Source organism: Streptomyces huiliensis (genome assembly GCF_020037025.1).
Classification (GTDB): Bacteria; Actinomycetota; Actinomycetes; order Streptomycetales; family Streptomycetaceae; genus Streptomyces; species Streptomyces huiliensis.
Genome location: NZ_JAIQLH010000255.1, coordinates 1 through 388 on the forward strand (window position 1 = coordinate 1; position 388 = coordinate 388).

Below are 388 nucleotides of genomic sequence, written 5' to 3' on the forward strand. Positions count from 1 at the left end.
TTGAGGACAACCGCGCGGAGCGCGGTTTCGTGGGTGCGGGGGCTCGCCCCCCCAAGAAACGGTGAAAGGGCGGGACCGGGGCACAGCCCCCCGCAGGGGCACCCCGCGTGTTGCCGACCTGTCGCACACGCTCGATCGGACGGCAACACTCCTCCGCATAAGGTGTCCCGCATGTCTTCACCCCAGAACCCCCACCAGCCCCAGCAGCCGCACCCCCCGCAGGCCCCGCAGGGCGGCGGCTTCGGAGGCCCGCCGCCCACCTGGGGCCCGGAGGGGACGGGCCACGCCCAGCCGACGATGGTCGGCGGGCAGCCCGCCGTACCGCCCCCGGCCCCGCCGCCGCCGGGCAACGGCTCCGTACCGCCGCCGCCCGGCCCGGTCCCCGGCG

1 pseudogene is annotated in these 388 nt (G+C 77.3%); it reads left to right on the forward strand.

Annotated features, from left to right (window positions below):
• Positions 1–171: 171 nt before the first annotated feature.
• Positions 172–388, forward strand: a pseudogene (locus JNW98_RS30150) (PQQ-binding-like beta-propeller repeat protein); the annotation flags it as partial.